General features: G+C 42.1%; 28 protein-coding genes and 2 pseudogenes. 26 read left to right on the top strand and 4 right to left on the bottom strand.

Annotation, left to right across the window (positions count from 1 at the left end; all coding sequences use genetic code 11):
* The first annotated feature begins 41 nt into the window (after positions 1-41).
* Positions 42-437 (top strand): cytosolic protein, encoded by a 396-nt coding sequence (locus QFZ72_RS19330; protein ID WP_307436549.1) that lies wholly within the window; start codon positions 42-44, stop codon positions 435-437.
* Positions 438-473: 36 nt separating this feature from the next.
* On the opposite strand, the gene QFZ72_RS19325 is transcribed toward QFZ72_RS19330, so the two are convergent.
* Positions 474-764, bottom strand: coding sequence for a DUF6509 family protein (locus QFZ72_RS19325; RefSeq protein WP_307436546.1), 291 nt, complete (start codon positions 762-764; stop codon positions 474-476).
* Positions 765-1,051: 287 nt separating this feature from the next.
* Between QFZ72_RS19325 and QFZ72_RS19320 the strand changes: the two genes are divergently transcribed.
* The 11 genes from QFZ72_RS19320 (at position 1,052) to QFZ72_RS19270 (ending at position 14,614) form a co-directional block, all read left to right on the top strand.
* Entirely contained in the window at positions 1,052-1,942 is an 891-nt protein-coding gene (locus QFZ72_RS19320) for a nitrilase-related carbon-nitrogen hydrolase (RefSeq protein WP_307436543.1), read from the top strand.
* 66 nt (positions 1,943-2,008) lie between these two features.
* Positions 2,009-3,325, top strand: coding sequence for an NAD(P)-dependent oxidoreductase (locus QFZ72_RS19315; RefSeq protein ID WP_307439869.1), 1,317 nt, complete (start codon positions 2,009-2,011; stop codon positions 3,323-3,325).
* Between the two features lie 198 nt (positions 3,326-3,523).
* Positions 3,524-4,810, top strand: a complete 1,287-nt coding sequence (gene preA / locus QFZ72_RS19310; RefSeq protein ID WP_307436539.1) for an NAD-dependent dihydropyrimidine dehydrogenase subunit PreA — start codon at positions 3,524-3,526, stop codon at positions 4,808-4,810.
* 18 nt (positions 4,811-4,828) lie between these two features.
* Complete coding sequence (gene hydA / locus QFZ72_RS19305; protein WP_307436536.1) at positions 4,829-6,247, top strand: dihydropyrimidinase; 1,419 nt, start codon at positions 4,829-4,831, stop codon at positions 6,245-6,247.
* 43 nt (positions 6,248-6,290) lie between these two features.
* A complete protein-coding gene (locus QFZ72_RS19300; protein ID WP_307436532.1) occupies positions 6,291-7,766 on the top strand; it encodes an NCS1 family transporter in 1,476 nt (491 codons plus the stop codon).
* 15 nt (positions 7,767-7,781) lie between these two features.
* Entirely contained in the window at positions 7,782-7,997 is a 216-nt protein-coding gene (locus QFZ72_RS19295; protein ID WP_307436529.1) for a hypothetical protein, read from the top strand.
* Positions 7,998-8,123: 126 nt separating this feature from the next.
* A complete protein-coding gene (locus tag QFZ72_RS19290) occupies positions 8,124-9,746 on the top strand; it encodes a PucR family transcriptional regulator (RefSeq protein WP_307436527.1) in 1,623 nt (540 codons plus the stop codon).
* A 579-nt stretch (positions 9,747-10,325) separates the two neighbouring features.
* Positions 10,326-11,789, top strand: a complete 1,464-nt coding sequence (locus QFZ72_RS19285; RefSeq protein WP_307436524.1) for a CoA-acylating methylmalonate-semialdehyde dehydrogenase — start codon at positions 10,326-10,328, stop codon at positions 11,787-11,789.
* A gap of 18 nt (positions 11,790-11,807) precedes the next feature.
* Positions 11,808-13,172 (top strand): aspartate aminotransferase family protein, encoded by a 1,365-nt coding sequence (locus tag QFZ72_RS19280; RefSeq protein ID WP_307436523.1) that lies wholly within the window; start codon positions 11,808-11,810, stop codon positions 13,170-13,172.
* Between the two features lie 112 nt (positions 13,173-13,284).
* Complete coding sequence (locus QFZ72_RS19275; protein WP_252204952.1) at positions 13,285-14,040, top strand: DeoR/GlpR family DNA-binding transcription regulator; 756 nt, start codon at positions 13,285-13,287, stop codon at positions 14,038-14,040.
* A 13-nt stretch (positions 14,041-14,053) separates the two neighbouring features.
* Entirely contained in the window at positions 14,054-14,614 is a 561-nt protein-coding gene (locus QFZ72_RS19270; protein WP_307436520.1) for a maltose acetyltransferase domain-containing protein, read from the top strand.
* Positions 14,615-14,660: 46 nt separating this feature from the next.
* On the opposite strand, the gene QFZ72_RS19265 is transcribed toward QFZ72_RS19270, so the two are convergent.
* On the bottom strand, positions 14,661-15,071 hold the full coding sequence (locus tag QFZ72_RS19265) for a VOC family protein (RefSeq protein WP_307436519.1): 411 nt from the start codon (positions 15,069-15,071) through the stop codon (positions 14,661-14,663).
* Positions 15,072-15,355: 284 nt separating this feature from the next.
* On the opposite strand from QFZ72_RS19265, the gene QFZ72_RS19260 reads away from it, so the two are divergent.
* From QFZ72_RS19260 to QFZ72_RS19210, 12 genes and pseudogenes are all read left to right on the top strand, one after another.
* Entirely contained in the window at positions 15,356-15,526 is a 171-nt protein-coding gene (locus QFZ72_RS19260) for a DUF6440 family protein (protein ID WP_307436516.1), read from the top strand.
* A gap of 1 nt (position 15,527) precedes the next feature.
* The gene (locus QFZ72_RS19255; protein WP_307436513.1) at positions 15,528-16,103 is read left to right on the top strand and encodes a GrpB family protein; all 576 of its coding nucleotides are present in this window, start codon (positions 15,528-15,530) and stop codon (positions 16,101-16,103) included.
* A 27-nt stretch (positions 16,104-16,130) separates the two neighbouring features.
* A pseudogene (locus QFZ72_RS19250) lies at positions 16,131-16,663 on the top strand (flavodoxin family protein).
* A gap of 228 nt (positions 16,664-16,891) precedes the next feature.
* Positions 16,892-18,646 (top strand): ABC transporter ATP-binding protein, encoded by a 1,755-nt coding sequence (locus tag QFZ72_RS19245; RefSeq protein ID WP_307436510.1) that lies wholly within the window; start codon positions 16,892-16,894, stop codon positions 18,644-18,646.
* Between the two features lie 9 nt (positions 18,647-18,655).
* The gene (locus tag QFZ72_RS19240; RefSeq protein WP_307436507.1) at positions 18,656-20,476 is read left to right on the top strand and encodes an ABC transporter ATP-binding protein; all 1,821 of its coding nucleotides are present in this window, start codon (positions 18,656-18,658) and stop codon (positions 20,474-20,476) included.
* 140 nt (positions 20,477-20,616) lie between these two features.
* Positions 20,617-21,324, top strand: coding sequence for a YknW family membrane protein (gene yknW / locus QFZ72_RS19235; RefSeq protein ID WP_307436505.1), 708 nt, complete (start codon positions 20,617-20,619; stop codon positions 21,322-21,324).
* Positions 21,321-21,644 (top strand): efflux RND transporter periplasmic adaptor subunit, encoded by a 324-nt coding sequence (locus tag QFZ72_RS29810; protein WP_307436502.1) that lies wholly within the window; start codon positions 21,321-21,323, stop codon positions 21,642-21,644. The genes yknW and QFZ72_RS29810 overlap by 4 nt, the downstream gene beginning before the upstream one ends.
* Positions 21,645-21,659: 15 nt before the next feature.
* Complete coding sequence (locus QFZ72_RS29805) at positions 21,660-21,791, top strand: hypothetical protein (RefSeq protein ID WP_483862267.1); 132 nt, start codon at positions 21,660-21,662, stop codon at positions 21,789-21,791.
* Positions 21,749-21,994: an RND family efflux transporter gene (locus tag QFZ72_RS29800; RefSeq protein WP_307436499.1), complete on the top strand. Its 246-nt coding sequence runs from the start codon at positions 21,749-21,751 to the stop codon at positions 21,992-21,994. Before QFZ72_RS29805 ends, QFZ72_RS29800 begins: the two co-directional genes overlap by 43 nt.
* A gap of 173 nt (positions 21,995-22,167) precedes the next feature.
* A pseudogene (locus tag QFZ72_RS19220) lies at positions 22,168-22,626 on the top strand (ABC transporter permease); the annotation flags it as partial.
* 143 nt (positions 22,627-22,769) lie between these two features.
* Positions 22,770-22,907 (top strand): hypothetical protein, encoded by a 138-nt coding sequence (locus tag QFZ72_RS19215; protein ID WP_307436495.1) that lies wholly within the window; start codon positions 22,770-22,772, stop codon positions 22,905-22,907.
* Positions 22,908-23,507, top strand: coding sequence for a YdcF family protein (locus QFZ72_RS19210; protein WP_307436492.1), 600 nt, complete (start codon positions 22,908-22,910; stop codon positions 23,505-23,507). It begins immediately after the preceding gene.
* 83 nt (positions 23,508-23,590) lie between these two features.
* On the opposite strand, the gene QFZ72_RS19205 is transcribed toward QFZ72_RS19210, so the two are convergent.
* Positions 23,591-24,229: a LysE family transporter gene (locus tag QFZ72_RS19205; protein ID WP_307436489.1), complete on the bottom strand. Its 639-nt coding sequence runs from the start codon at positions 24,227-24,229 to the stop codon at positions 23,591-23,593.
* Positions 24,230-24,451: 222 nt separating this feature from the next.
* Between QFZ72_RS19205 and lepB the strand changes: the two genes are divergently transcribed.
* Together lepB and QFZ72_RS19195 are read left to right on the top strand one after the other, a co-directional pair.
* Entirely contained in the window at positions 24,452-25,003 is a 552-nt protein-coding gene (lepB, locus tag QFZ72_RS19200; RefSeq protein WP_307436487.1) for a signal peptidase I, read from the top strand.
* A gap of 68 nt (positions 25,004-25,071) precedes the next feature.
* Positions 25,072-26,010: a DUF4349 domain-containing protein gene (locus tag QFZ72_RS19195; RefSeq protein WP_307436484.1), complete on the top strand. Its 939-nt coding sequence runs from the start codon at positions 25,072-25,074 to the stop codon at positions 26,008-26,010.
* Positions 26,011-26,271: 261 nt separating this feature from the next.
* On the opposite strand, the gene QFZ72_RS19190 is transcribed toward QFZ72_RS19195, so the two are convergent.
* The gene (locus QFZ72_RS19190) at positions 26,272-26,532 is read right to left on the bottom strand and encodes a hypothetical protein (protein ID WP_307436483.1); all 261 of its coding nucleotides are present in this window, start codon (positions 26,530-26,532) and stop codon (positions 26,272-26,274) included.
* Positions 26,533-26,544: the final 12 nt, after the last annotated feature.

Raw genomic sequence — 26,544 nt, 5'->3', positions numbered from 1 at the left:
GGTATACGATAGGGAAGAATCTAATACATAGGAGAGATATCATGAATCCATTTTCAGTAGAATTTCATAAAGAAGATCAAACAGATTCCATGACAGTCCAAAAGATGAACGAGGAAGATTTTCACCGCGTAACAGAAGGCGGAACACGTCATTTGTTCGAGCTTGATACAAACGTTGGTTTTTTCGTTTTCTTTGACGGGGAAGACAAAGACGGAAAAGAGTGGTACCTCGTTCTTCATTATGAAGAGGAGCAGGAAGATCCAAGCGCCTGCTATTCATTTGAGCTGAAGGATTTCTATCAATTCACTGCTCTTTATTTAAATGATCTGGAGTTTAATGAAGAAACGAACGAAGAGGAAGAAGCATATGGACCGATTCATCATCTGGCGCATCTTCTGTTTCGTATCGTTGAAGAAGGCAAAAAAATAGAAGCATAAAAAAGGAGCAGGCGAGTAATATTCGCCTGCTCTTTCTTAATTTTCCTCTGAATAATGCCCTTGGCAAAACTCTTTTATCATGGCTTCTTCTTCTTCATCAAGCTCAAAATCAAGGAATGTATTTGTTTCCTTTTCCATGAGATGATAAACAGAGATTCTTCCGCTGCTGTCATCCACTAAATAAATAACCTTTAATAGCAGACCCTTTTCCGTATAAAGTTCGTCGTCTTCATCAACATCCAGTTCTAAAAAGAATTCATAGCGATCCCCTGATAATATTCCGAATGGATCATGCAATTTTTCAACCGTGTAGGCTGCAATATTCAATATGTATCATTCCAATCTCTCAAGTTTAATTCACTTGTCCCATACCTATCCTAACGAAAAACCGGCGATAACACAAATTTTACATAAAAACAAAATAGATTGAATCTGTCTGCTCCCTGAAAAATGTTCACCTTTTTTACATAGTGCAAGAGAAATGAAAGAAACCTTTTAACAATATGTACAATGTAAACGGACGGAAATGAAAGTAAAATAGATGCAAAGATTGAATTTTTAATATTTTGAATATTTTTTATTATGAGAAGAATTGTTCCTAAGGAGGCTTTCCTATGTCAGACAAAGTTGTAATTGGATTAATTCAGGCAAGCAATGATGTAGATGGAAATGAGGCTGTCGAAGTTCACAAGGAAAAAGCCATTGAAAAGCATATCAAGCTTGTGAAAGAAGCAAGCGACAGAGGTGCACAGATTGTTTGTCTTCAGGAAATCTTTTATGGCCCATACTTCTGCACGGAGCAGAACACGAAATGGTACGACGCAGCGGAAGAAATTCCAAATGGACCGACTACAAAAAGGTTTCAGGAGCTTGCCCGTGAACTGGGCGTCGTAATTGTGCTGCCAATTTATGAACGCGAAGGAATTGCTACTTATTATAATGCAGCTGCAGTTATCGATGCGGATGGATCATACTTAGGAAAATACCGTAAACATCATATTCCGCATGTGGGAGTTGGCAAAGAAGGCGGCGGTTTCTGGGAGAAGTTTTACTTTAAACCGGGCAACCTCGGCTATCCCGTATTTGATACAGCTTTTGCGAAAATTGGAGTCTATATCTGTTATGATCGGCATTTCCCGGAAGGTGCAAGGCTCCTTGGGTTAAATGGAGCTGAAATTGTCTTTAATCCATCAGCTACAGTAGCGGGTCTTTCAGAATATTTATGGAGGCTTGAACAGCCTGCTCATGCAGTTGCAAACGGGTATTACATCGGGGCCATCAACCGGGTTGGTTATGAAGGGCCATGGAACATGGGTGAGTTTTACGGACAATCCTATCTTGCCGATCCAAGAGGACGCTTTGTGGCTGAAGGAAGCCGTGACAGGGACGAGGTCGTCATAGGTGAGATGGATAAAAAATTAATCCGTGAAGTCCGGGATACGTGGCAGTTTTATCGTGACAGACGTCCCGAAACGTATCAGGAAATGACGGCTTTGCTGCCTTAATCGCCGGAAAAGGAGGTTTTTACCTTGACTAGGGAAATTTCTTTAATCGATTTAGAGAGAAATTTTATGGAAGTTGAGCAGGCCCTGTCAAACAGGGAAGCGTTCGAGGAAGCCAATCGATGTTTATATTGCTATGACGCTCCTTGTATTCAGGCCTGTCCGACTGGGATTGATATCCCTTCTTTTATAAAGAAAATCGCTTCAGGAAATCTGAAGGGATCCGCCAAAACCATTATGACGGCTAATCCTGTGGGGGCAAGCTGTTCCCGTGTTTGCCCGACGGAGGAGCTTTGTGAAGGTGCGTGTGTACTTAATTCATCTACAAAGCCCATTATGATCGGCAACCTGCAGCGCTATGCGACAGACTGGGCGATTCATAATGAACAGATCCTGTTTCGGGCTGGTGAAAAGAATGGAAAGACAGTGGCAATTGTCGGCGGAGGACCTGCAGGATTATCAGCAGCAAGGGAGCTTGCTTTGCTCGGCTACAGCGTAACGATTTTTGAAGCTGAACAATATGCCGGTGGCTTAAACACGTATGGCATCGTCTCTTTCAGGCTTCCTCAATCCATTTCTTTTTGGGAAGTAGAGCAAGTGAAAAGTCTTGATGTTGAAATCAGGACAAATACACGGGTCGGAAAAGATGTCATGGCTTCCGAATTGATAGAGAACTATGATGCCGTTGTTCTCGCTGTAGGCATGTCTTCAGTTCCAAAGCTTGGCATTGAAGGCGAAGATGCAGATGGTGTCTACGATGCAATTGATTTTGTAAAAGATACGAAAACAGCAAAAACAATGGAGCTGATTGGGAAGAAGGCAGTTGTAATAGGAGCTGGAAACACGGCAATTGATGCTGCAACTTGCTCAGTCAGACTTGGTGCAGAGGATGTCAGCATTCTCTACCGCAGAACTCAGGCAGAAATGACAGCCTACGATTTTGAATATGACTTCGCCAAACAGGACGGTGTTGCATTCAAATGGCTTACTGCTCCAAAGCGGATTGTGACGAATGAGGATAACAGAGTAATAGGAATTGAATGCTTCAAAATGGAGCTTTCTGCAGGAAGTGATGGACAGCGACCGCGTCCTGTTGCCATTCCAGGCTCTGAGTTTATCATCGAAACAGATGCAGTCATCCGAGCAATCGGGCAATCTAGATATCTTGATTTAATCGAGCAATTCGGCGTAGAACACTCTGACGGGGTGGTGCGAATTTCAGAAGAATCTTATCAAACCTCAAACGAGAAGATTTTTGCCTGCGGAGATGTTATTTTCGGGAAAGGCCAGGGAGAAGCGATGGTTGTTTCAGCTGCTCAGCAAGGGAAGCTGACAGCTTATGAGATTCATAAAAAGATATCTTTTGAAGAACTGAAGCTTGCCTAAATGATACTTGATCTGAACGGATCCGCCTTTAGAAACGGAAGAAGGCGGTTCCGCATTTCAAGTTGTCCAGCTCCACCGCCCAGCTCCTCGGCCAGAACGGCTCCGTCAGTAAAGGCAAAAAGCGCCTTTTCTGCCGGATCCTTATCTGTCTGTCGGAGCTAACGGGCGATTCCGCATTTCTTAAAAGGAGGTTCATTCATGGCTGATTTAAGAATTGATTTTGCAGGGATAAAGTCACCGAATCCTTTTTGGCTCGCATCCGCCCCTCCGACGAACTCGGGCTATCAGGTTCAGAGGGCGTTTGAGGCAGGCTGGGGAGGAGCTGTATGGAAGACGCTCGGGGATCCAATTTTAAATGTATCCTCCCGCTTTGCTGCAGTCAGTTTTAATGGGCAGCGTGTAGCCGGTTTTAATAATATTGAATTAATTACAGACCGCCCACTTGAAGTCAATTTAAAAGAAATCTATGAAACAAAAAAAAGATTCCCGAATCATGCCATTATTGTGTCGCTGATGGTTGAACCGAAGCAGGAGAAATGGCATGAAATTGTAAAGCGGGTGGAGGATGTCGGAGTAGACGGACTTGAGCTGAATTTCGGCTGTCCCCACGGCATGGCAGAGCGGGGCATGGGAGCCGCATCAGGTCAGGTGCCGGACCTGGTGGAGAGACAAACCTACTGGGCAAAAGAAGCGGCTAAAACCCCTGTGATTGTCAAACTTACGCCAAACATTACCGATATTACTGTGACAGCTGAGGCAGCCGTCGCGGGCGGAGCTGATGCCATTTCCATGATCAATACAATTAACAGCCTCGCAGGCGTCGACATTGATACGTGGAATACGATTCCGCACGTAGCCGGAAAAGGAGCCCACGGCGGGTACTGCGGCCCTGCAGTTAAGCCGATTGCTTTAAATATGGTTGCTGAATGCGCAAGAAACCCGCGGATTAACGTTCCTATTTCAGGCATTGGCGGAATCTCAAACTGGAAAGATACCGTTGAATTTATGCTGATGGGTGCAATGGGCGTCCAGGTTTGTACAGCCGCCATGCATCACGGATTCCGAATTGTTGAAGATATGATTGAAGGCCTGTCCAATTATTTAGATGACAAAGGCTTATCCTCCGTCATGGATCTGGTCGGCAAGTCTGTTCCAAGATATTCGGACTGGGGAGAGCTTGATTTAAACTATAAAGTTGTAGCGAAAATTAATACTGATGTCTGCATCAACTGCAATAAATGCCACATTGCCTGTGAAGATACATCCCATCAGTGCATTGACATGCTTAAGGATGAGAGCGGTCAGTCCTATCTGAAAGTGCGCGAGGAAGATTGTGTAGGCTGCAACCTTTGCTCAATCGTATGTCCAGTGGACGGCGCGATTGATATGATTGAGCTTGCAAATGAACTGCCTCCAATGACATGGAATAAAAGACAGGCAGTTATTGGTGCACTTAGAACATCGAGTGCTGACTTTGTGAAGTAAAGGGAGGGCGTGGATCTGATGAAAAAATTAATAAAAAATGGCATAATCGTCACGGCTGCTGATACGTATAAAGCAGATATTTTAGTGGAAGGGGAACAAATTGCGGCGATTGGCTGCAATCTGCCTGAAGAAGACGCAGAAATCGTTGATGCAAAGGGGTGCTACGTTTTTCCTGGCGGTATAGATCCGCATACACATCTTGAAATGCCTTTTGGCGGAACCGTCACAAAGGATGATTTTGAGAGCGGAACAATGGCCGCAGCCTTTGGAGGCACAACAACGGTTATTGATTTTTGTTTAACCGAAAAAGGAAAACCTTTGAAGGATGCCATTCAGATATGGCATGAAAAATCCAGGGATAAAGCAGTGATCGATTACAGTTTTCACTTAATGATTTCTGAAATAAATGATGACGTACTTGGCGAGCTTCCTGCTGTGATTAATGAAGAAGGCATTTCTTCATTTAAAGTCTTTATGGCTTACAAAAACGTTTTTCAGGCTGACGACGAAACATTATTCCGAACGCTTTTAACGGCTAAAGAACTTGGCGGTCTTGTCATGGTTCATGCTGAAAATGGTGATGTCATTGATTATCTGACTAAAAAAGCCCTTGCTGAAGGAAAGACAGACCCGATTTACCATGCCTTAACACGCCCTCCAGAAGTGGAAGGCGAAGCAACTGGCAGAGCTGCTCAATTAACAGGGCTTGCTGGTTCACAGCTATATGTTGTACACGTGTCTTGTGCTGACGCTGTTGAAAAAATTGCCGAAGCAAGAAGTAAGGGCTTTGATGTATGGGGGGAAACATGTCCTCAGTACTTGGTACTTGATCAAACGTACTTGGAAAAGCCTGATTTTGAAGGTGCAAAATATGTCTGGTCACCGCCTCTCCGAGATAAGAAACATCAAGATGTGCTGTGGAATGCGCTAAAAACGGGAGTGCTGCAAACTCTTGGGTCTGATCAATGTTCTTTTGATTTTAAAGGACAAAAGGATTTGGGAAAAGGAGATTTCACTAAAATTCCAAATGGCGGCCCTATTATAGAAGATCGTCTGAGTATTCTTTTTTCTGAAGGCGTGAAAAAAGGAAGAATATCTTTAAATCAATTTGTGGATATGACAAGCACCAAAACGGCAAAGCTATTCGGTCTCTATCCTAAAAAAGGAACGATTGCAGTCGGCTCTGATGCGGATCTTGTCCTTTTTGATCCCGCTGCAGAACGGACGATTTCTGCTGAAACTCACCATATGGCGGTTGATTATAACGCATTTGAGGGACTGCAAGTAACAGGAGAGCCAGTATCCGTTCTATCAAGAGGTGAATTCGTCGTACGGGATAGGAAATTTGCCGGCAGGGCAGGCAGAGGGCAATATCAAAAGAGAGCTAAATATGGAGAGCTGCTTGACACGAGCGAAAACGCAAAAATATCTATCTGAAAAATATCCAAAGATATAACCAATTGGAAGGGGATATGCGTAAGTGGCTAAAAATTATTTGAAGTCTCCTGATTTGCTGCCGATTCCTCATCACAAGAAAAACATTGGTTCGCTGGGCTTTGCTTTAATCTGGGTTGGGATGGCAGTTGTACTGGCTGCATTTGCTATTGGAGGAGCCGGTGTACAAAGTCTTCCACTTGGCTGGGTTGTTGCTGCAACCATCATCGGTTCGATAGCCCTTGGTCTTTTAATGACATTGACTGGCGATATCGGAGTTGAGCATGGGTTATCCTTTCCTGTTTATATGAGGGCTCCTTTTGGGACAATCGGGACACATATTCCTTCCGTTGTTCGGGGGTTTGTGGCTTCATGCTGGTTTGGCGTCAATACTTACTTTGGCGCGAGTGCAATGAATGCCATCCTTGCTACTTTATCTGGCTTTAATAATTGGATGGTTTGTTTCTTCATATTTGCAATCCTGCAAGTTGTCAATACAGCTCTTGGAATGAAGGCGATTGAACGATTTGCCGATCTGGCAGCGCCTGTTATCATCATTATTTCTGGCTGGATGTATTTTACACTTTCCGATCATGCCCTTCAGGAAGGCAGAAACGTATGGTCCTGGGTAGAAAATCCGGTAACCGGAGGAGCAGCTGTTACCGCTTTTATGGTAGTCATTATGTCCAACATGGGATTTTGGGGTACACTCGCTGCGGATATGCCATCGCTTTCCCGTTTTGTTAAAGCGCCTAAATTAGAAAAAAACTGGTTTAAGCGGAACAAAAGCCAAATTGCCGGCAATTTAATTGCCTATCCAATCGTTCAGACCTTTATGGTTGTGATTGGTGCTGTTTCTTATATCGCTGTGACGAACTATGATCCTGTTGTTGCCCTCCAGCAGTCTGCAACCGGCATTATTCTTGGTATCTTATTGGTTATGATTGTTTTTGCGCAGTGGTCGACAAATACCTCTGCCAATCTGATTCCTGCGGCTGTCATTTTCTCTAACGTCGGGGGGCCAAAGGTTCCTTTTTGGGCAGGTGTAGCCGTTGCCGGTTTTATTGGAATTGTCGTTCAGCCTTGGAGTTTATTTGGAGTTATTATTGGAATATTATTAATAGTTGGAGGAATCCTGTCTGCTATTTGCGGTATTCTAGTAGCTGACTATTATTTGATTCGAAAGCGCAGAGTGAATGTGAAGGACCTCTATGAACCCGAGGGTCAATACAAATATATGAAAGGAATAAACGTTGCCGGCTTTATCGCGTGGATCCTTGGCGGGGCAGCTGCAGCCGCTATCCCTTCCTACTCATTTATTGTAGGTTTTGCGGTCGGCTGCATCACCTATTACATCCTGGCTAAATATTGGTGGTTTGAGATCTATACCCAAGCTGAATTAAAAGATCCTGATGATCAAAAGTATCTTGGCATAACAGTAGGAAATGACTGGACAATCGATCTTGAAGATGAATCCGTACCGAACGTCGCAGTTGGCCCTGTTCAAACAGAGCAAATTTAAACAAGGAGGCTCCTTATGTCTGATTATCAGGAATACCTGTCTGAAAGAGATAAGATTGATTTTTATCTGGGTCAGGGCTACAAAATCACACGCGTAACTGAAAATTTAAGCGGTGCTTATCTTACATTCAGAAATAAGAAGGATCAGAACGATTCAGCTGAAATGCATGTGAAAACTGCGGATGCCAGAAAGTATTTTTCAGCAAAGCTGCTGTCTCAAAACTTCAAATGACACCGTTCGACAGAGGTAGGGCAGAATTTGTCCTATCTTTTTTGTGAGAAAAACTGACAAACGTATAGTGTTCAAACATGCCCTTCATTATAATAGACAGTAGCGACATCAAAAAGGGGTGTGCGAATGAAATCATACATAACGATTGATGAAATTTTAAATCGAAAGCATTTTGCCCAAACTGAAGTAATTGCTGGTGCAAGAGGATTGCACCGCCAATTGAAATGGGTCCATATTGTCGAATCGATCCAAATCAGCAATCTATTAAATGGCCATGAGCTGATTCTTACAACGGGTCTAGGCTTTAAAGATAATCCCCAAAACTTTGTTTCGTTTCTGAGACAATTGATCGAGAGGCATACTGCCGGTCTATGCATCGAAATGGGCACACACATTCACAGTATTCCGGAAGCAGTAATTGAACTTGCAGATCACCACCATTTTCCTATCATTTTGTTTCATCAAGAGGTTCCCTTTGTTGAAATTACTCAAGACGTGCATTCCCTCATCATCAATAAACAATATCAACTTCTCTCTGATTTAGAAAATTATTCTCAGCAGCTAAACAAGATGCTGCTTGAAATTGAAGACTATGAGCAAATCCTGAAATTTCTCCAGGCCTATTTAGAGGTTCAGGTTATTGCTGTATTAAGCGGAAATAAAGCTGATTTTTTCCCAGAGCCAAAGGGAAATGAAAAAGAAGCGCTGCTTTTGAAAATCAAGAATAGAGATGAAAACATAAAATCCAAGATCGCAAGTCAGAATGTACAGATTCTCGGCGAGACCTACGCCGAGCTGCTGATTATCGCTAACTGCCGCGAACTGAACGAATTTGATCTGCTCATTTTAGACAGAACCGCTAACGCATTTGCCCAGCATTTGCTGAGGGATTTATATGTAAAAGAAAAAAAGATGGCAGAAGAAAGCGAATGGCTGACAAACTGGCTTGAAGGCGAATACACGGATGAAATTATCAAAGAACAGCTTTCTTTTATTGATCCCAAACTTCATTTGAATGGTGGAGCAGTCTGTATTTGCAAGCTATCTCCTGATCTGTCGGGCCAGGCGCCAAACGTGGACAGCACCTATCTCAAGCTTTTGTTCAGAACGGTATTTGAACAATTTGGGTTTCATTTATTTACGGTTGAAGTCCGTCATCATCTCATTTTTATCGTGGGAAACAAACGGCACAAACAGGATTGGAAAGAGCGGATGGAAGGTGCCCTTTTAAGAATCCATTCAGGAAATGGATCAGAACGGATCAGAACCTCCTCTATTTCCACTGGTGTCGGGAAGTTTGCCGACAAACTTGGAAATATTCATCTAAGCTATCAAACAGCCAAAGAAACCCTTGCCCTGCAGGACTCCCTTTCAAAAGAAGGAAAAAGCTACTTTTATCAGGACCTGCATATGTATCGAATGATGTCATTGTTAAAAAAACACGGTGATCTCGAAGAAACGATTCATGAATATTTGGCGCCTGTGATTGAATATGACCGGAAATACAACGGGGACATGCTGATTACTTTAAAAACGTATTTAGCATGCAACGGATCTAAGCAAGAAACATCTAAAAAATTATTTATTGTAAGGCAAACCCTTTACCATCGTATAGAAAAGCTAGAATTGCTGCTTGGGGAAAACTTCATGAACTCAGACAGAAGACTTGCCCTCGAATTTATGCTCATGGCTCATGATTTTATCATGAATACAGAAGGGTCCATTCCGCTCCAGCATAAAATTGAATAGGAGAACAGAGTACTCTTTGGAAGAGTGCTCTTTTTTCTGCCTGGTTTGGTGAATCGAGTTGTTCACATTTGTACGGAATTAATTATAAAAGTCTCGGAATTACCATGGAAAGTATGGGAATTAATTGTGAAAGTCTTGGAATTAAGTATGAAAGTCCAGGAATTAATTAAAAAGTAGCCGTTTCCAATATGATTTCTTCATCAAAACAGTCGGTTCCACATTTCACATTGTCCAGCTCCACCGCCCAACACCTTGGCCAGAACGGCTCAAACGCCAGCAAGGCAAAAAGTGCCTTTTCTGTCGGAGCCTTATCTCTCTGCCTGCGCTAAACGGGCGTTTCCGCCTTTCTTGGTGTCCAGTTCCACCTCCTAGCCACTCGGTCAGAACAAATTCGCAAAAAAAGTCAAACCCGGACTTTTCTGGCGAATTCTTATCTGCCTGTCGGGGCTAAACAGCCGGTTCCACTTTTCAATCAAACTGTAGCGTTATTCCCCTCGTATCTTTTACATAGTGTCTAATGATTGCCGCTGCTTTGTGAGGGATAATGTACATAATTTTAGAATATCAGGAGGGATAACAATGACAGTTGCAAATGAAGCAGCCGCAATTAAAAATTTCATCAATGGAAAATGGGTGAGTGCGACGGGAAAAGAAGTGCAGGACGTAATAAATCCGGCAACAGGGAAGAAGATTGCATCCGTTCCGATCTCAACCGCCGAAGATGTAGACCAGGCGGCAAAAGCAGCAGCACAAGCATTTAAGTCGTGGAAGCTGATGCCGGTTCCTAAAAGAGCAAGAATTCTATTTAAATATCATCATCTATTGACAGAAAATCATGCGGAGCTTGCCAAATTAATTGTTTCTGAGAATGGCAAGGCCTATAAAGAGGCCTATGGGGAGGTTCAAAGAGGTATAGAGTGTGTCGAGTTTGCAGCTGGGGCACCAAGTTTAATGATGGGTGAATCCTTATCTGGAATTGCTGAAGAGATGGATTCGGAAATGTTCCGCTATCCGCTTGGTGTAGTCGGCGGAATCACTCCATTTAACTTTCCAATGATGGTTCCTTTGTGGATGTTCCCGCTTGCGGTGGCATGCGGAAATACATTCGTTTTAAAACCATCTGAGCGGACACCGCTGCTTTCCAATAAGCTTGCTGAGATGTTCACGGAAGCAGGGGCTCCAGACGGTGTTTTGAACATTGTTCATGGGAGCCATGACGTTGTAAACGGGTTATTGGAGCATCCGGATATTAAAGCGATTTCATTTGTCGGCTCACAGCCTGTCGCTAAATATGTCTATGAAAAAGCTGCTGCAAAAGGGAAGCAGGTTCAAGCCCTCTCGGGTGCAAAAAATCATCATGTCGTTATGCCGGATGCGGATTTTGATAAAGCGGCTCAGCATATTATCAGCTCTGCTTTTGGCAGCGCGGGCCAGCGCTGTATGGCTTGCAGCGCTGTTGTTGTCGTTGGATACGGCGATCAATTTATGCAGACCCTAAAGCAAAAAGCAGATGATTTGGTGATGGGAAATGGACTCGATGAAGAAGTGCTTCTGACTCCTGTAATCCGTGATACTCATCTGAATAAAGTCATGGGATATATTGAAAAAGGAATAGAAGAAGGGGCAACTCTTCTGCGTGATGGACGAAGAGATATAGAGAATCAAACAGAAGGCTATTTTTTAGGCGCCACGATTTTTGACAAGGTCACACCTGAGATGACCATTGCAAAGGATGAAATTTTTGCACCAGTGCTCAGTGTGCTTCGTGCGGAAAATTTAGATGAAGGCCTTGAATATATTCGAAAATCCCGCTATGGAAACGGCGCGACCATTTACACAAAGGATGCTCAGGCTATTCGCACGTTCAGAGAAGAGGCAGATGCAGGGATGCTTGGAATTAATGTAGGAGTGCCTGCGACGATGGCTTTCTTCCCATTTTCGGGCTGGAAGGATTCTTTCTACGGTGATTTACATGTTAACGGCAAAGACGGCGTAAACTTCTATACACGCAAAAAAATGATTACATCCAGATTTGATTTTTAATAGACAAGGAGGATGAATATGCAAAAGAGTACAGATATAAGAGATTCCCTGCAAAAAGATGAGGCATATCTTTGGCATTCTATGAAGCCATTCAATCCAGAGGCGACTATTCTTGCAGAGGAAGCAAAGGGCGCATGGATCAGTGATGCAAATGGGAAAAAGTATTTAGACGGCATGGCCGGTTTGTGGTGCGTAAATGCAGGCTATGGAAGAACAGAGCTTGCGGAAGCTGCATATGAGCAGCTGAAGAAACTTGCTTATTTTCCGCTGACACAAAGTCATCTGCCTGCTATTCAGCTTTCAGAAAAACTGAATGACATGCTTGGCGGAGACTATGTCATTTTTTTCTCCAACAGCGGATCTGAGGCAAATGAAACAGCGTTCAAGATTGCCCGCCAATATCATCAGCAAACAGGCAGCCATGAACGCTATAAAATTATTTCAAGGTACAGAGCCTATCACGGCAATACAATGGGTTCACTTGCTGCAACCGGTCAGGCGCAGAGGAAGTATAAATACGAGCCGCTGGCACCGGGATTTATTCATGTGCCGCCGCCGGACTCCTACCGTTATCCTGAAGAAGATCATGCAGCAGCGGCTGAACTAAAATCGGTTCAGGCCATCGATCAGACCATGACCTGGGAGCTAAGCGAAACGGTTGCTGCGATGATCATGGAACCAATTATAACTGGCGGAGGCATTTTGATGCCGCCTGAGAACTATATGAAAGGTGTAAAGGAAGTGTGCGAAAAGCATGGGGCTTTGCTCATTGTTGACGAGGTCATCTGCGGCTTCGGCAGAACCGGAAAAGCATTCGGATTCATGAATTACGGAGTGAAGCCGGATATCATTACGATGGCTAAAGGGATCACAAGTGCCTACTTGCCACTCTCTGCTACAGCGGTTAAAAAAGAAATCTATGAAGCTTTTAAAGGAACAGAGGAATATGACTATTTCCGCCATGTAAACACATTTGGCGGAAATCCGGCTGCCTGTGCACTTGCCCTGAAGAACATCGAAATCTTTGAAAATGAAAAGCTGTTTGAACGATCAAGCGAGGTAGGGGGACGCATGAAAGCTGAACTCACATCACGTCTCCAGCATAATCCCTTTGTTGGAAATGTAAGAGGAAAAGGTCTCCTGATCGGTATCGAGCTGGTTGAAAACAAAGATACGAAAAAACCGCTGGATGCGGGACTTGTGAATAAAGTGATTGCCTCTTGCATGGAAAAAGGGCTGATCATCGGGAAAAATGGCGCCACTGTAGCAGGCTATAACAACGTACTTGCAATATCCCCTCCTCTAAATCTTGAAGAAGAGGACGCCGTGTTTATCGTTGATACGGTTGTAGGGGAGCTGAATGGAATAACCGAAACGAATTAAACGGGAAAAACAGCGCATGGTTTATTGCGCTGTTTTTTTGAGTTTTCATATCACTTAAAAATGCTTAACAAAACACTTATAATCAGTTAAAATGATGATGGAGGTGAAGAGGATGTACCAAGAAGAACGTTTACTGAAAATTCTTCATGCTCTTAATGAAAAGCAAATGCTGTCAAATGATGAAATTTGTGAAATGCTGCATATCTCAAGGGATACTGCGAGACGAGATATTGTCAAGCTTGCAGAACAGGGGGCAGCGGTCAGAACACACGGAGGCATCGCACTGCCGATTATAAAAGAAGAAATACAGGCTTATAAAAACCGGCTAACTTCGTTTTCAAAGGAAAAGCATTTGATAGGGAAATACAGTGCAGGGTTGATTGGAAACCATGATCTCTGTTTCTTTGATGTCTCTACAACAATAAAGTTTTTGTGTGATCACCTTGAGACGCCTGCAACGATTTATACCCATTCGCTTGATAACGCGGAATCCCTTTCGGAAAATGAGAATGCAGATTTCCACCTGCTGGGCGGAAGATTAGACAGAACGCATCGTTTTTTCTATGAGCCTGAATTTCGGACGGCTATTGAAAGCATAACTTTTGATAAAGCATTTATCGGGGCCTGTGCCATTGGCGAAGACGGGATTTACTATGAGACAAAAGAAGACCGGATCATTAAAAAAACGGCTGCGGAACGCTCCAAGCAAGTCTTTTTGCTCGCGGATTACAACAAATTTAATCAAGAGAGCAAGTATCGTGCTTTTGATTTCTCAATGATTCATGTACTTGTAACGGACCGGAGACCTCCCGCAAAGTTTCAGGAAATCCTCAGGGAACACAATGTAAAAATTATGATCAGCAAATAAAGGAGCGAAATGGATGAAAACAGAAAAAGAAAAGATGTTAGACGGAGAACTGTATCTTGCAGGAGACGAAGAATTAATACGTGAACGTGTTCGTGCCAGAAGATTAACAAGGCTGTTCCACCAGACAATTGAAACGGATGACAATGCTCGAAAAAGCATCCTTAAGGAATTGTTTGGAACAACAGGAGAAAACATTTATATCGAACCTACATTCCGCTGCGATTACGGCTCAAACATCCATGTAGGCGCAAACTTCTACGCTAACTTTGACTGCGTTATTTTGGATGTGTGCAAGGTAACAATCGGAGCCAATTGCATGCTTGCGCCAGGGGTTCACATATATACAGCCACTCATCCATTAAATGCTGAGGAAAGAAACAGCGGAGCAGAATTTGGAAAACCTGTTACAATCGGTGACAACGTATGGATCGGCGGAAGAGCGGTCATTAATCCGGGAGTGACAATCGGAAACAACGCTGTCATTGCATCCGGTGCAGTTGTGACAAAGGACGTCCCTGAGAATGTTGTAGTTGGAGGGAATCCGGCAAGGGTTTTAAAACATATTGAGAATTGAAAAAAGAGGCCAGCGCGGCCTCTTTTTTTGTGGGAATCCCTTATACTTATTCGTAATTAACCTGCCAATGAATTCCGAATTTATCTGTTACTTGTCCATAAAGCTTGCTCCAGAATGTTTCCTGAAGATCCATGACTACTGTGCCGCCATCTTTAAGCTGATTAAAAATAGAGGTCAGCTCTTCTATGTTCTTGTTAACTAAAGCAAGCGTGATATTATTCCCTTCAACAAATGGCATTCCAGGAAAGACATCAGAAAACATCACATTGCTTCCATCAATGTTAAGCCTTGTATGCATAATCAAATCTTTCGCTTCCTCTGGCAGAGGATAATCAGGGCTGGGCGGTGATTCGCCGAACGTCATAAATTTAGGTTCTTCTGTTTTGAAAACCTTCGCATAAAACTCCACTGCTTCCCGGCAATTACCATTGAAATTAAGGTAAACGTCTACTGACATTTGAATCACTCCTGCGATTAAGTTTTTTTGCTGGAAATATTTATCATCTTATCATTTTTCTGGTTTAAAACAAATTCTCCCAAAGGAAATTTAATGAAGCTGTAACTTTTAACATAATGAAAAAGGTTCCATAGCATTTCTTGCTTATTTGTAAAAGTAAAAGCATGTATTATCCCCCGGGAAACTGTTAACCAAACATTCAAACTTCAAGATTCTAACAATAATATGATACGATGGATGTGAAATCTGCTCAGAAGTAAAAAAGCGAAAGAGGAGTGATCTGGATGGCAGCAAATAAACGCTTTGAAGTAACTCAGTCTCAAGGGACACTCGATGTAATAAGGGTCATCAAGGACACGGAAACTGGTGTTCAATACCTGCAGACGATCTCTGGCGGCGGAGTCGGGATTACCTTGCTTGTTGATGCTGAAGGCAAGCCATTGCTTGATAAATAAGATGAAGATCCATCTATCTGAATATAACCCTGACTGGAAAATGCAATTCCGCCAGCACGAGAAGAGACTGAAAATTGCCTTTAAAGATCCTTCTATTAAAATTGAACATATCGGAAGCACTTCTGTTGAAGGTCTTTCTGCTAAGCCGGTCATTGATATTTTAATTGGCGTGCCGTCAATTGAAGAGCTGTCTGGTGCAGTTGATGCTTTAGCTGATACCTCCTATATTTATAAAAAGGTTTACGATGAAGCTTTGCCTTTCAGACGATTTTTTATCGGGGTAAAAAAAGAATATCTGCATCTATATCCAAATATTATTGAAAAAGAAGAAGTCAACATTCCGCATCACCACCGAACTGCTCACATACATACAGTGCCCATAACCCATCAATGGTGGGAGGATCATCTCCTTTTTCGTGATCATCTTCGTACACATCCTGAAGATCGTGTGATGTATGAGGATGTAAAGCAGAACCTTTCAAAGAAGGATTGGAAAACAGGAAATGAATATGCATATGCAAAGACGGAGTGTGTCTTGCAGATTTTGAATAAAGCTAAACGAAATCACAATAATTAGAGGAAGTGTCAGAATGAAGTTTTAGCCATCTATGGCAGCAGCCGCGAGAATGGAAACTCTGAGAAATTAGCAAGGTACTTGTTAAAAGATATCAATCATACTCCAGTACATCTCAGGGAAATGACAATAAAGCCTATTACTGATCAGCGCCATGATCTAAATGGTTTTTAGCCAGTGGAAGATGATTTCAATGAATTGATTGAAGTTTTTCTAAAGCAGATGCTATTGTGTTTGTAACCCCGCTATATTGGTACGGCATGTCAGGAACAATGAAGGATTTCTTTGATCTCTGGTCACAGGCTTTGAGAGATGAACGGTTTTCTTTTAAAGAAAACGCAAAAGATAAGAAAGCATATGTAATAATTGCTGGCGGAGACTCGCCTAAGATCAAAGCATTGCCGCTCGTGCAGTAATTTCAGTACATTTTTGACTTTGTCGGCATGAAACTTAAAGGATATGTGATAGGCGAGGCAAATGCACCCGGGGATATTGAAAAAGATACAAAAGCGATTTCCGAAGCATTGGTCATGAATGACTGGCTTAAACATAATAATAGATAGTGTGTTTTTAAAGCATGGATCATAGATTCCATGTTTTTTTATGTTCTCAGCCCTATGACTGATAACCCTCATTATAAGGAAGGAGTCTGAATTCATTAATTAGCATTAATTTTATAAAAATTGCGTAAAATGACTAGAAATATATTTCGAAAGCCGATATATTAAGTAATACGTTGTAAATATTTTGAAAGTTGAAGAAAACAGCAAAGGCCAAAGGAGGGATTTTCGTTGGAAACATTTAAAAAACTAAGGGCCTTTTATATGCCTTACAAAAATGATTTTTTGTGGTCAATGGGTTTTTTGCTCATCATGACAGCCATCACAGTTGTGTATCCGATGGTGCTGCAGTTTACGATTGATGATGTCGTATTAAATGAACAGTTTTCTCTTGTGCCATGGATCGCGCTCGGGTTTGTCGGCATTATGACGGTAAAGGGAGTGGCGACTTATTTTCACCAGTATTTAGGGGATATGTTTGGGATAAAATCTGTATACAGAATGAGAAATGAGCTTTATGAAAAGCTTCAGCGCCTCCCTTTTCGCTATTATGACAATGCCAAAACAGGAGACTTGATGTCAAGGCTGACAGCAGATGTGGAAGGCTTTCGTTTTTTCCTGTCATTTGGGATTGCGGAGTTAATCCGCTTCATTATTCTGATAGTCATCAGTCTTTGCGTCATGTTCTATTATTCAGTTCCGCTGACATTCGTCACGATTGCAGCTCTGCCGTTCTTGGCCGTCGCCGTTTACCGGTTTGACAAGCGGGTGCACCCTTCCTTCAGAAGCATTCGTAAGTCTTTTGGGAAACTGAATACAAATGTTCAGGAAAATATCAGCGGCATTCATACCGTAAAATCATTATCCAGAGAGGATTTTGAAATTTCAAAGTTTAATTCCTCAAACAACGATTACAAACAGAAGTATTTAGATACATCCAATATATGGGCTAAATATTTTCCGCTAATGGAGTTCATCGGAAATATTTCAGTTGTTGCTTTGCTTGCTTTCGGCGGATATATGGTGATTAACGGCAGTCTTAAACCAGGTGAGCTTGTAGCTTTTTACAGCCTTGTCTGGTATATCATGTGGCCAATTATGAACTTGGGATTTGTCATCAACCTGTTCTCTCAGTCCAAAGCTTCCGGCGAGCGGCTGCTTGAAATTTTGGAAGCGGATGAAGAAATCAGTGATGCGGATCGTGATTTGTCCGCGGACAAATTATCGGGTCATGTCACATTTAAAAATGTTTCGCTTAAATACAATGATGAAGATGTGCCGGCATTAACAAATGTGTCATTTGATGCGCCTCCTGGAAAAACGGTTGGACTGATTGGAGCCACAGGTTCTGGGAAAACAACCGTCACCCAATTAATGACGCGTTTCTATGAACCGACATCAGGCCAGATCCTGCTTGATGGAAAGGATATTAAAGATCATTCTTTAAAATCCCTGAGAGGAAGTATTGGTGTTGTTCTTCAGGAATCCTTCCTTTTTTCAACAACAATTAAATCAAATATTGCCTATGGAAAGCCAAATGCAACAATGGATGAAATCATCGATGCAGCGAAACGCGCTCAGGCACATGAGTTTATTATGGAACTTCCTGAAGGGTATGACACTATGCTTGGAGAACGGGGCATGGGTCTATCAGGAGGACAAAAGCAGAGAATTTCCATTGCACGCGCGATTTGTGTTGATCCAAGCATTCTGATTTTGGATGATTCAACTAGCGCGGTTGATATGGATACTGAATTCCGTATTCAGAAAGATTTAAAAGCGGTGATGAAGGATCGTACGACTATTATTATTGCTCACCGGATTTCTTCTTTAAAGCACGCAGATGAAATCATCGTGCTTCAGGATGGCGAGGTAGCCGAAAGAGGAACACACGAACAGCTGCTTCATACAGACGGTTCTTACAAACGAATTTATGACATTCAATATAAAGATCAAAAAGCTGTTGTACAGTCAAATGCAGGGTAGGTGAAAAAGATGCAAAAGAAAGAAAAACAGGATTTAATTAAGCAGAGGTTCTACTACTCTACAGATCAAATCATAGAAAAACCTTTTAACTGGAAACAGATGGGGAGGCTAATGGGGTATATTAAGCCGTATTCGAAAAAACTTTTGCCCCTCTCATTTCTTACCGTTATTTTAACGACCATTGTCCGTTTAATTGTGCCGATTTTAATCGGTGTATACACGCTGGATAAAGCAATCGTTCAAAAGGATCTCGATCTGCTTTGGGTGCTGGTAGGGTCCATTTTTGGGCTTTACCTCGTTTCTTATGTGGCCAATACGCTCAGGATCAGGTGGATGAACATGCTTGGGCAAAATGTGATTTATGATTTGCGCAAGCATTTGTTTACACATGTGCAATCTCTGTCCCATCGCTTTTTTGATTCTAGATCAGCAGGATCCATTCTCGTTCGGATCATGAATGACATTAACTCTCTTCAGGAGCTTTTTACAAGCGGGGTTATCAATCTATTAATGGATTTCCTGCTGCTGATCGGCGTTATCATTATTCTGTTTACAATCAGTCCGCCTCTTGCTCTTGCGATCATGATTATCCTGCCGATCATGTTTTTTATCTCAACAAGCCTGCGAAAAAAAATCCGGAGATCATGGCAAACGGTACGCCTGAAGCAGTCCATGCTGAATTCACATTTAAATGAAAGTATACAGGGCATCCGGGTTACTCAAGCATACACTCAAGAAAAGGAAAACATCCAATTCTTTGATGGCATCAATACGGAAAACTTCAGCAGCTGGCAGGATGCTACTCAGAAAAATGCCGTGTTCCGTCCATTCGTTGAAATGACAAATGCCATCGGAACAGGTATCCTTATTTGGTTCGGTGCCTCATTAATTGCAAATGAATCGATTACTATTGGTGAGTTTGTTTCATTTGCTTTTTATCTGGGAATGTTTTGGGAGCCGATTTCAAGGCTTGGCCAAGTGTATAATCAGCTTCTGATGGGGATGGCATCATCTGAAAGAATATTTGAATTTTTAGATGAAAAGCCAATTGTATCAGAATCCGATGATCCGGTCGTTCTTTTAGATATGAAGGGGGATATCGAGTTTGATAAAGTCGAATTCTCCTATGATGGAAACCGCAAAGCATTAAAAGGGGTATCACTTCAAATCGCGTCTGGTCAAACTGTTGCACTTGTAGGCCATACAGGTTCAGGAAAAACAACGATTGCTAATTTAATCAGCCGCTTTTACGATGCAACAGGCGGTGAGGTAAAGATAGACGGCTATAACATCCGGGATTTATCAATTGGAAGCCTGCGGTCACAAATCAGTGTAGTCCTGCAGGATACTTTTATCTTCTCGGGAACGATCATGGAAAATATCCGTTTCGGCAGACCTGATGCATCAGACGAAGAAGTCATTGCAGCAGCTGAAGCTGTCGGGGCAGATGAATTTATTAAAGATTTAGTAAATGGCTATGAGACAGAGGTTGAAGAACGCGGCAACGTTTTATCTGTTGGAGAAAGACAGCTTCTCTCCTTTGCAAGAGCCATTCTGGCAGATCCAAAAATATTAATTTTGGATGAGGCAACAGCAAGTATCGATACAGAATCAGAAGTGAAAATCCAGCAGGCATTAAAAACGCTATTAAAAGGAAGAACTGCGATTATGATTGCCCATCGCTTATCAACTATTCGCGAGGCAGACAACATCATTGTACTCGATCATGGGAATATCATGGAGCAGGGAAATCACGGAGAGCTTATGAAGCAGCAGGGAATCTACTTTGAGCTTGTGAAGGCTCAATTCAGAATGCTTGATGCAGGGTAAGAACGAAGGGCCAATCAATTGCGGTTGGCTCTATTTAATGCTTTGAATAAATATATTCATAGAATAATAGAAATTGTGAAACGTATCTTTATAAGAATCGTATTACTTACAGAACATATAAAATTGGAGGTAATTGGATTATGGAACAGCAAACAAATCCGGCAGTAGGAGGAAACGCGCCGCAGCCCCCTAAACCGTCTTTATTCGGAATGATTATGAACCCGGGGGAGCAGTTTGAACGTATTCGTCAAAATCCTAAAGTGCTTGTAGGATTTCTTCTTGTCACGCTGATGGTATTGGCGGGGGCATTTCTATCATATGTCTATAGTGCGGAACTTACAGGGGAATTAACTTCAGAGCTTGGGGTAACAGAAGAAGAAGCGGCCATATTTGGCACAATTATGGGAATTGTTTCTATCGTTGTCGGAGGTATAGGAGGCATTATCGTTCTTTTGATAATGGCAGCTATTACTTTGGCCCTTACGAAAATGGTTGGTTCTGCCGTTAAATTCAAACAAATTCTTTCCATGACGATTTACATCGCATTTGTCACATCTATCGGAACGCTTTTAAACGGTCTTATTGCATTTTTAGTAAAAGAAGAAAATTATATGAATCCATACACTAGCTTAAACAGTATTGTTGATGCTGAAGGCGGCTTGGGCGGATTGCTCATGACGTTTGAAGTTTTCACGATTTGGGGAACGATTTTGACGGCAATCGGCCTTCAGCGTGTTGCAGGTTTATCTAAAGCAGCAGCCTGGACAATAGCAATCGTTTTCTTCGTCATCGGCGCGGTATTAGCCGCTGCTGGAGGGGTGCTTGAAGGGATGTTCCCTGCAGCATGAAGAAAAAAATCTGGATTTCAATCGGTGTCGTTTCAATCTTAGCTTTGCTTGTTGGTGTAAACGTCTATCGTGCGATGAGTAAAGAAGAGGTAACGGTCAGTACAGTGAAGCTTTCACAGCAGGAAATTGCTTCAAATGTCATGGTGCCAGGTACACTGAAATTCCAAAATGAACAGTATATTTATCAAGATCCTGAAAAAGGGGAAATTACTGAAATTCTAGTAAAAGAGGGAGAGACCGTGAAAGAGGGAACTCCCCTCCTTCGCTATGAAAATGAACAATTCTCACTTGAAAAAGAACAAAATGCTCTATCCATTTAATCAAGCTATCTTAAAATCAATCAGCTAGAAAATCAGCTGGATGATTTAAGTGAGAAAGAAAAGGATCTATCCAAGCAAGTTGGAAAAGAGGTTCATCAAGTACAATGGGAACGGAAAATGCGGCCGTACAATATCCGGTTGAGGTAGTCATTGAAGGCAGCGAAATGAAGGCAAAACCCGGCTTTAAGCTGATCATGGAAATTGAAACTGAAAAGCGCAATGTTCAGACGGTGCCTGTAGATGCTGTAAAACAGGATGGCGAGGACTATTTTGTCTATACAGTTGAAGACGGAAAAACAAAAAAAAGACCATTGAAATTGGAACGGCTTCTTCCGATTATATGGAAGTGAAAGAGGGCTTAACAGAGGATGATGCCATCGTTTCAAAGCCGAAAGATGATCTTCTCGGCGGGACGGAAGTGACGGTAAAATGATCCAGCTTTCCGGCATTACCAAAAGCTACAAGGTCGGAAAAGAATCATTCGACGTATTAAAAGATATCCACCGCTCTCTTGAATCAGAAGCATGAGAAAGAGGATGAGTATCAAGTCTTTAATATGGAAGAAATCGCTGAAGGGATTGGTCAGGTGACAAGAATTATGATATTAATCATCGGATCAATCGCAGGGATTTCACTCTTTGTCGGCGGCATCGGTGTCATGAATATTATGCTTGTATCCGTCACAGAAAGAACCCGCGAAATCGGCATCAGAAAAGCGCTTGGTGCGACTAAAAGACAAATACTCACTCAGTTTTTAATTGAGTCCATCACCCTTACGCTCATCGGCGGAATCATCGGCATCCTGCTAGGGGCTGGAGGGGCGTCGCTTGTTTCCGTTTTTGCAGGATGGCCTTCACTCGTTTCGTGGCAGGTTGTACTCGGTGGACTTGCATTCTCCATGATCATCGGCTTCATCTTTGGCATACTGCCTGCAAACAAAGCAGCACGGCTTGATCCGATTGATTCTCTAAGGTACGAATAGCGCAGCTCATCTCTTTAGATGAGCTTTTTTCTTTAGTAAGAAGGACTATTATTACTGACAAATATGCCTAATTTCTGCTGTGTCGTTTCCCGTCGCATGAAACATGAGCTTGTGTAAGGTGTTCGATAAGTAGAAGTAATTAGATGTATGGTCAAAAACCAGAGACAAGCGGTCAGAACAGGCGCTTCCGCATTTCTAATAAAAAACTCTTGCCCCGTGCTGTTGATGATGGTAAAAAGGGAATAGGTATTTCATGTGCAGATGAGATTGGAATGATTTGAATGAAGGTAGGAAAAATTGCAGCATTTCTGGTTAAAATGATGCTGCTTGCCGTTCTTTTGCTGTTGGTTTATTCTTCGGTCAGCATCTGGCATTTCGGCAATAAGCACGAATCGGTCAAAACTGATGCAGCCATTGTTCTCGGAGCTGCTGCATGGGGAGAGGATCCTTCGCCGGTATTTAGAGAACGGATCAATCACGCAATCCGGCTTTATAAAAAGGAAAATGTTGATAAGATTATCTTCACAGGCGGCAAAGCGATAAAAACAGACTTGCCTGAAGCGATTGTCGGAAAAAACTATGCCGTGGAGCACGGTGTGAAAGAATCCGATATTTTAATTGAGACAAGCTCAAGACTGACAGAAGATAATTTGAAATACGCATACGAAGCAGGAAAAGAAGCAGGATTGCAGTCATACACAATCGTAAGCGATCCTTATCATATGAAGCGGTCTATTCTGCTTGCAAAACAGATTGGGATGAATGTTTATTCTTCTCCTACTACGACTTCAGCGTATCAAACTTGGGAAACGAAATTGCCGGTGTATTCAAAAGAAGTGCTTTTTTATGCAGGATACCTGGTAACTTCGACATTTGAATAAAAGGAAGAACAAGAGGATTCATCCATGGATGAATCCTCTTGTTTTACTAAGTCCTGCTGTAAAAAAAAGCCCTGTTTCAGAACTCACATAACTAATTCGATCATTTGATTGAATAATTTCATACTAAAACCAAGCAAGATGATACCTGCAATAAAAGTAACGGCTTTCAGCGTTTTATCCTGAATAAAGTCACGGATAAAATGAACAGTAATTGCGATATTCAAATTCCAGAGGGTAACCCCTCCAATAATAAGCAGACTGTAAATCAGCAGATAAAAAACGGTATGATGCGGCCCAAGACTTGTCAGCGCAGTGCCATAAACACCAAGCCAGAACACAAAAATAAACGGGTCGCCCAGTGCTATCAAAAAGCCCGTCCAATAAGATCCTGCACTGCTTTTTTTTTCGTCTTCTTTCTTTATCATTTTTTCAGAAGACAGAGAGCGAAGTATACTGTTTATACCAAGCCTCGCTAATAGAAAACATCCGACTGCGCTAATAATTGCAGAAAACAGCGTGCTTTGAAGAAACGTCACGAGTCCAAGAAATATCCCAAACATTAATAGCATATCGACCGTGATGGCGCCGATTCCAACAAGCATCGCAGGCCAAAACCCTCCCATTATCCCCCTCTTGATCATCTCTAACTTAATCGGACCTATTGGTGCAGCTAAACTTATGCCAAGAACTATCGGCTTAACAATAAAGAGCAGGCTTTCCATCCGCATTCATCCGCCTTTCGATTCCCTGTCCATTAAGTGTATTCAGGCAGGGTGTTTTTATTGTTCATAAATTCTTCAGCTGTATAATAAATAGTAAAATTAAATGGCTTAGATGTATAAAAGGACGTGTAATTATTTCTTTTTTATTTGTGCAAAAAGGGTTTTGAATCTTCTGCGACTAACTACTTAAGGAGAAAAATTTCAGGCAAAGGGGGGATCAATATGAATAATAAACATAAGTCACACTCATTAATGGAATGGGGAAAGGCTATCTTGCTTGCTGCTTGCCTGGCTTTTATCATCCGTCTTTTTCTCTTTGAGCCATATTTAGTAGAGGGATCTTCAATGGACCCGACCCTTCATGACGGTGAACGCCTGTTTGTAAACAAATCCAGCTTTATGATCGGGGATGTGAGCAGGGGAGATATCGTCATCATTGATGGCGAGGAGAAGGATGTTCATTATGTGAAACGGGTTATTGGACTGCCTGGAGATACAGTAGAAGTTAAAGATCACAAGGTTATAATAAATGGCAAGGTGCTTGTGGAACCGTATTTGCTTTCTAATAAAAAGAAGGCAGAAAAACTCGGACTGCATCTGATGGATGATTTTGATGCCATTACTGTTCCTGATCATGAAGTTTTTGTTATGGGAGATAACCGCACAAACAGTATGGATTCAAGAAACGGACTTGGCAGCATCACGAAAGATCGCATTGCAGGCAAGGCAGAGTTTGTATTCTTTCCATTTGAAAAGATAAGAAAAACAAAATAATCTAGAGATGTAACGAAATGGAAAACACTCTCGTCTAATCGTTTATATAAAAGGGGAGTGGGTTGATCATGAAAAAGTTTGGAACTATTATCGTTATCCTATTACTTACATTTTTTAGTGCAGCTTGCAGCAATTCAGAAAGCAAATCAGATAAAAGTGCGGACAGCTCAGGCGGTGACTCATCCAAAGAAATAGCAGACTCTGATATGACAATGAACTCAGAAGGTGAGCACGCTGACAAAGCAGAAATTTCTTCACCTGAAAACAAAGCTGTGCCGTCTGCACCTGATAACCGCAAAGTTATTTACACAGCTGATCTGTCTATTCGAGTGAAAAACTTTAATCAGGCTGTATCGGCTTTTCAAGATGCGCTTGCCTCACTAGGCGGGTATGTCATTGAATCAAATACATATTCAAGTGAGGATGAAATGCCAAAAGAGGGGTCATTAACAGTCAAAGTACCTGAGGATAAATTCCAGAGCTTCTTAAAAATCGTTGAAAAAGGAAGCGTAAAAGTGAATCAGCAAACTGTCACAGGCCAGGATGTTACAGAGGAATACGTCGACCTTGAATCAAGGCTGAAAGCAAAAAAGGCCGTTGAAGAAAGACTTTTAAGCTTTATGAAAGATGCTCAAAAAACAGAGGATCTGCTGAAAATCTCCTCGGATTTAAGTGCAGTACAAGAGGAGATGGAACAGATTACAGGCAGAATCAACTACTTGAAAAACCAAACTTCTTTCGCAACGATCACGATGCAGATTTCTGAGGATAAGATTTCTGTGCCTGGACTTGAAAACGAAGAATTGAATACGTGGGAGAAAACGAAAAAACAGTTCATGGAAAGCCTGAACTCTCTGCTTGCAGCAGGTTCTGCCCTGATTGTCTTCACAGCAGGAAATATTCCTGTGCTGCTCGTCCTATTTTTAATCTGTTTTGCAGTGTGGCTTGGAATTAAGAAATACAGGAATAAAGGCAATTCAGCGCCTCCAACTGATATGGGAGAATGAATGATCCCTGGTTTTCTTTTTTCCACGGAAGGGTATTATGATTTTGGCGTCAATCGTAAGCGCATGGAGGAAATAAGAGAACGATTTACTAAAGAAACGCGCAGATTAAGAAAAGCAGATATCCGATGAGGAATGTCTGCTTTTTTAAGTAATAGGAAAGGTTGCACACTTGGTGGACAGCTCCGTCAAAATAGTCAAACCCGGACTTTTCAGTCGGATCCTTAACTGCCTTTCGGAACTGAACAAGGCGCTTGCGCTTTTCTATGTGTATATCAATGTCAGAACAAGCATCGTAACAAATACTGCACCGATAATTCCGAGTATTGATTTTAGAAAGGATACCTTAGCATCTATTTTTCCATATCGGGTTAAGATTTTTTTGCTGAAGTAGTGGACGATGAGATAAATGACGACTAGGCCGATGAAAAAAGTGACATTGCTCGTCTGAAACCCTGTAAAAGCAAGGAACAATCCAGTAAATAGAATATAAAGAGAATATTCTAGGAGTGTAAGTAATTTCATATGGGATAACCT

Origin of the sequence: Bacillus sp. V2I10 (assembly GCF_030817055.1) — a bacterium.
Lineage (GTDB): Bacteria > Bacillota > Bacilli > Bacillales > Bacillaceae > Bacillus_P.
Note: the sequence above shows the minus strand (reverse complement) of the source record. Positions and strands in the feature narration are given on the sequence as shown.

What these genes read in the sequence shown, in the direction of transcription:
- QFZ72_RS29810 (WP_307436502.1), top strand. Translation starts at nt 21,321, where the DNA reads ATGAAGAAAAAAATCTGGATTTCAATCGGTGTCGTTTCAATCTTAGCT.
- QFZ72_RS19260 (WP_307436516.1), top strand. Translation starts at nt 15,356, where the DNA reads ATGGCAGCAAATAAACGCTTTGAAGTAACTCAGTCTCAAGGGACACTC.
- QFZ72_RS19215 (WP_307436495.1), top strand. Translation starts at nt 22,770, where the DNA reads ATGTATGGTCAAAAACCAGAGACAAGCGGTCAGAACAGGCGCTTCCGC.
- QFZ72_RS19315 (WP_307439869.1), top strand. Translation starts at nt 2,009, where the DNA reads ATGGAAGTTGAGCAGGCCCTGTCAAACAGGGAAGCGTTCGAGGAAGCC.
- QFZ72_RS19195 (WP_307436484.1), top strand. Translation starts at nt 25,072, where the DNA reads ATGAAAAAGTTTGGAACTATTATCGTTATCCTATTACTTACATTTTTT.
- QFZ72_RS29800 (WP_307436499.1), top strand. Translation starts at nt 21,749, where the DNA reads ATGGGAACGGAAAATGCGGCCGTACAATATCCGGTTGAGGTAGTCATT.
- QFZ72_RS19255 (WP_307436513.1), top strand. Translation starts at nt 15,528, where the DNA reads ATGAAGATCCATCTATCTGAATATAACCCTGACTGGAAAATGCAATTC.
- QFZ72_RS19205 (WP_307436489.1), bottom strand. Translation starts at nt 24,229, where the DNA reads ATGGAAAGCCTGCTCTTTATTGTTAAGCCGATAGTTCTTGGCATAAGT.
- hydA (WP_307436536.1), top strand. Translation starts at nt 4,829, where the DNA reads ATGAAAAAATTAATAAAAAATGGCATAATCGTCACGGCTGCTGATACG.
- preA (WP_307436539.1), top strand. Translation starts at nt 3,524, where the DNA reads ATGGCTGATTTAAGAATTGATTTTGCAGGGATAAAGTCACCGAATCCT.
- QFZ72_RS19270 (WP_307436520.1), top strand. Translation starts at nt 14,054, where the DNA reads ATGAAAACAGAAAAAGAAAAGATGTTAGACGGAGAACTGTATCTTGCA.
- QFZ72_RS19265 (WP_307436519.1), bottom strand. Translation starts at nt 15,071, where the DNA reads ATGTCAGTAGACGTTTACCTTAATTTCAATGGTAATTGCCGGGAAGCA.
- QFZ72_RS19275 (WP_252204952.1), top strand. Translation starts at nt 13,285, where the DNA reads ATGTACCAAGAAGAACGTTTACTGAAAATTCTTCATGCTCTTAATGAA.
- QFZ72_RS19295 (WP_307436529.1), top strand. Translation starts at nt 7,782, where the DNA reads ATGTCTGATTATCAGGAATACCTGTCTGAAAGAGATAAGATTGATTTT.
- QFZ72_RS19240 (WP_307436507.1), top strand. Translation starts at nt 18,656, where the DNA reads ATGCAAAAGAAAGAAAAACAGGATTTAATTAAGCAGAGGTTCTACTAC.
- QFZ72_RS19290 (WP_307436527.1), top strand. Translation starts at nt 8,124, where the DNA reads ATGAAATCATACATAACGATTGATGAAATTTTAAATCGAAAGCATTTT.
- QFZ72_RS19320 (WP_307436543.1), top strand. Translation starts at nt 1,052, where the DNA reads ATGTCAGACAAAGTTGTAATTGGATTAATTCAGGCAAGCAATGATGTA.
- QFZ72_RS19190 (WP_307436483.1), bottom strand. Translation starts at nt 26,532, where the DNA reads ATGAAATTACTTACACTCCTAGAATATTCTCTTTATATTCTATTTACT.
- QFZ72_RS19210 (WP_307436492.1), top strand. Translation starts at nt 22,908, where the DNA reads ATGAAGGTAGGAAAAATTGCAGCATTTCTGGTTAAAATGATGCTGCTT.
- yknW (WP_307436505.1), top strand. Translation starts at nt 20,617, where the DNA reads ATGGAACAGCAAACAAATCCGGCAGTAGGAGGAAACGCGCCGCAGCCC.
- QFZ72_RS19330 (WP_307436549.1), top strand. Translation starts at nt 42, where the DNA reads ATGAATCCATTTTCAGTAGAATTTCATAAAGAAGATCAAACAGATTCC.
- lepB (WP_307436487.1), top strand. Translation starts at nt 24,452, where the DNA reads ATGAATAATAAACATAAGTCACACTCATTAATGGAATGGGGAAAGGCT.
- QFZ72_RS19285 (WP_307436524.1), top strand. Translation starts at nt 10,326, where the DNA reads ATGACAGTTGCAAATGAAGCAGCCGCAATTAAAAATTTCATCAATGGA.
- QFZ72_RS19280 (WP_307436523.1), top strand. Translation starts at nt 11,808, where the DNA reads ATGCAAAAGAGTACAGATATAAGAGATTCCCTGCAAAAAGATGAGGCA.